Here is a 3623-nt window from a genome sequence, read left to right on the forward strand (position 1 = left end):
CTTCTGGGACCGAACGAGTCGATCCTGCTCGGGACCTGGCTCGCGCAAAACGGCCATCCGCGCGCAGCGCTCACGATCTACCAGCGTCATCTGAGGGACTATCCCACCGGGCCGGGTGCGGCCGAGGCGCACGCCTACGCGGGGCTCGTTCAACTGCACGCATTCGATGAGCCGACGGCCGCCTATCAGCATTTGATCGAAGCCCTCGATTTCGACCCGTCGCCCGAGCTCAGAAGCCTCGTGCGCAACGGGCTGGACCTCATCGAGTCACGACAGAAGTATCCGATGCGCGCGCGCCGTCGGCATTGACTGACTCACTCGACAGCGATCGTGACTAGAATCGTCGGACAGCTATTGTGAAACCGCGGTACGGGTTGATCGGATCCGAGCGCTGTCTTATCTTCTCCGGCGATGCGTTTCGGGCGGATCGTCCTCGTTTTCGTGATAGCGCTCCCGACCTGCAGGCCTGCGGATTCGACGAGCGATTCGATGCTGGTCATCGCCGTCGGACAGCCAGGGAGTGTTCTGAACGCCCTGGGCACGGGAATCGCGAAGCTCGTAACCGAACGAACCGGTACCGAAGCGCGCGTTCGTGTCACGTCGGGAATGGACGCTCTCGTCGGTGCCGGAGATGCCGAGATCGGCGTGAGCGCATCGGACTCGGCTCATCTCTCGTCACGAGGCTTGCGGCACTACGAAGGTCAGCCGCAGAGGAAACTCCGGCTTCTCCTACCGGGGCCGCCGCTCCTCTTGGGCTTCGTCGTGCGTCGCGACTCCCAGTACCGAACGCTCACGGATTTGAAAGGAGCGCGTGTGCCCGGCGAGTATCCCAACGCCCGTCCGATGTACCACGACGGCGTTGCGATGCTGGGCACCGTGGGGCTTGGCTGGGAAGACCTCGACGTGCTGCCCGTCGCCAGCTTCCGCGACGGGATTCAGGCGCTCATCGAGGGTCGTGCCGACGCGGCCATCGGCTCGGTGGGAAGCGGACTGGTGCAGCAGGCGGACGCGAGTCTCGATGGAGTCCGGTTTCTCTCTCTGCCGGGAGGGCGTGAGATCTCCGAGCGCATGTGGGACGCCGAACCGGGGTTCCACGCGGTTCCGGTCCCATCCGGCTCCGCGGTCGGCATCGAAGAGGACATGTGGCTGGCGGGCAAGGAAGCCTATGTGACCGCGAATGTGGACGTGAGCGCCGATGTCGTCCATCGCCTGGTGAGATTGCTATGGAACGACATGGCATCGCTTCGCGGCGTGCATCCCTTTTTCGAGCGCTGGACCCACGAGCATATGGTGAATGCCAAGGTCACGATCCCCTTCCACGACGGCACGATTCGGTTCTTGAAGGAAATCGGCGAGTGGACGCCCGAGCACGAGGCGGCTCACAAAGCGCTCAGCGATCACCTGAAGTAGTCCGGATTGGCAGCGAGTGAACGCTCTCGTCGGCTTCCGGCGTTCGCCGAGGCGCTGATCAAAGCCGTACTCATCGCTATCGTCCTCGCCGGGTCGCTGCTGAGCCTCGACGTTCTATCCACGCTGGGTCTGAGCGTCTTTCCGCAGCAGACGCTTGGCGCTTTGCTCGGTGGGACGCTCGTGGTGACGTTTCTCAAGGTTCCCGCGCGGGTCTCGCAGCGCCACGAGGCGGTGCCCTGGTACGACGTCGTTCTCGCGGTGCTTGCCGGCGCGGTCGGGGTTTACGTTGTGCTCTGGTACCCCCGCATCGCCTATCAGGTGCCATTTCCGACGACGGACAAGGTCCTGCTGGGAGCGATCACCATTCTGCTGGTGCTCGAAGCCTGTCGTCGTTTCTATGGCCTGACGCTCCCCTTTGTCTGCCTCGGGTTCGTCTTCTACGCCGCCAGCGCCGATCTCTTTCCCGAGGTGGTCCGCGCCCGCTCCATCCCTTGGAGCCGACTCACGACGGAGCTCTTCCTCGGGCCGGACGGCGTGCTCGGACTGGCGTTCTCGGTCGTTGCCACCGTCGTGCTCGTATTCGTTCTCTTCGGCCAGCTTCTCTTCGTGATGGGCGGAGGACAGGTCTTCGCGGATATTGCCACCGCCGCCATGGGGCGGTTTCGAGGTGGGCCCGCGAAGGCGGCGGTCATCGGCTCCGCTCTCTTCGGAAGCATCTCAGGCTCGGCGGTCGCGAACGTGGTCATCACCGGCTCGGTCACGATCCCGATGATGAAGCGAATGGGCTACCGGCCGGAGGTCGCGGGGGCGGTCGAGGCCGCGGCTTCCACCGGGGGCCTGGTCACACCGCCGGTGATGAGTGTCGTCGCTTTCCTCATGGCGGAATACCTCGAGATTCCTTACGCCCGTGTCGTATTGGCTGCTTGTCTTCCCGCGGTCTTGTATTTTGGGGCGATTCTCGTGCAAGTCGATCTCGAGGCCGGTCGGGCGGGTATCCGAGGCCTTTCCCGAGCCGAGCTGCCGCGGCTCGCCGGCGTCCTGCGAAAAGGGTGGCCCTTTCTTCTCCCCGCTCCGGTGCTCGTCTTCTTGCTGGTGGGACGATCCTGGGAACCGGCCAGGGCCGGAATCGTCTCGGTGGCGGTGTTGATCGTCGCCGGAGCGTGGCTCGTGCGAGACAAGCCGCCTTCGTTCTGGCTCGAGGCGTTCGAGCGCATCGGAATGTCCATTGTGGAGCTACTCGTGATCGGGGCGGCGGTAGGCCTCATCGTGGGGAGCGCCTCGTTCACCGGTCTTGGGTTTACCCTCTCGCTGCCTCTGCTGGAGCTCGGTCGATCGAGTCTGTTGTTTTTTCTCGTCGTGACGGCGCTTATCAGCATCGTTCTCGGAATGGGCCTTCCCGGAATCGCAATCTACTTCATGCAGGTCGCGCTGGTTGTTCCGGCGCTCGTCGAGATGGGTGTTCCTCCCATCGCGGCGCATTTCTTCATCTACTACTTCGGAGTCTTTTCCTTCATCACTCCACCGGTGGCGATCGCCGCGATCGCTGCGGCGACGATCGCCGGTGCCGGAGCGATGCGAACCGCGTGGGAAGCGATGAAACTCGGTCTCGTGGCTTTCATCGTGCCATTCGCCTTCGTTCTCTCCCCGTCTCTGCTCGGGGAGGGGGAGTGGTGGCGCATGGCGGTGGACTTCGCCACGGCCCTCGCGGGGATGTTCGCCCTGAGCGCTGCTCTCCGAGGCTTCGTTACCGGCCCGCTATCGGGCCGCGCACGGTGGGCGCTCGGCGTCGCCGCCCTCTCGCTGTTCATTCCGCTCGGCTCGGTGAGCCACGCGCGCGTTCTCAATGCGAGCGGCCTGCTCGTTGCCGCGACCGTCGTCTGGCTCGATCTGAGGCGGCGTGATCGGTAAAATTCCGCCGAACCAAGGGGGCTTCCATGAATCGTGTGTCATTCGGACTGGTGGTCGGAATCGCTCTGTCGCTCGGAGCCGCGTGCGGTAAATGGGAAGTCGAATCGTCTTCCGCGAGCGCGGACCCGTCACCTTTTCAAAGGCACGGGTTCTTAGAAGCGTACCGACTCGCCATAGGGCGCGCGGGGAGATTCCACTTCGAACAATCCTCGTTCCCGCATCCAGGCCCCGGTCTGCTCGTACATCTCCTTGGTGTATGGCAGGAAGACGATCCGCTCACCCGGACCGAACAGCCGCACATCCAC

At 63.9% G+C, this 3623-nt stretch carries 3 protein-coding genes; all 3 read left to right on the plus strand.

All coding sequences use genetic code 11. The features are described 5' to 3' along the window. On the plus strand, positions 1-309 hold a 309-nt coding region (locus tag VEK15_02720; protein ID HXV59581.1), incomplete at its 5' end, for a hypothetical protein. Positions 310-411: 102 nt separating this feature from the next. Next, positions 412-1410 carry a TAXI family TRAP transporter solute-binding subunit gene (locus tag VEK15_02725; protein ID HXV59582.1) on the plus strand — a complete coding sequence of 333 codons (999 nt, stop codon included), beginning with the start codon at positions 412-414 and terminating at the stop codon, positions 1408-1410. 6 nt (positions 1411-1416) lie between these two features. Continuing rightward, positions 1417-3318, plus strand: a complete 1902-nt coding sequence (locus VEK15_02730; GenBank protein ID HXV59583.1) for a TRAP transporter fused permease subunit — start codon at positions 1417-1419, stop codon at positions 3316-3318. The last annotated feature ends 305 nt before the right edge of the window (positions 3319-3623 follow it).

Source organism: Vicinamibacteria bacterium (genome assembly GCA_035620555.1).
Classification (GTDB): domain Bacteria; phylum Acidobacteriota; class Vicinamibacteria; order Marinacidobacterales; family SMYC01; genus DASPGQ01.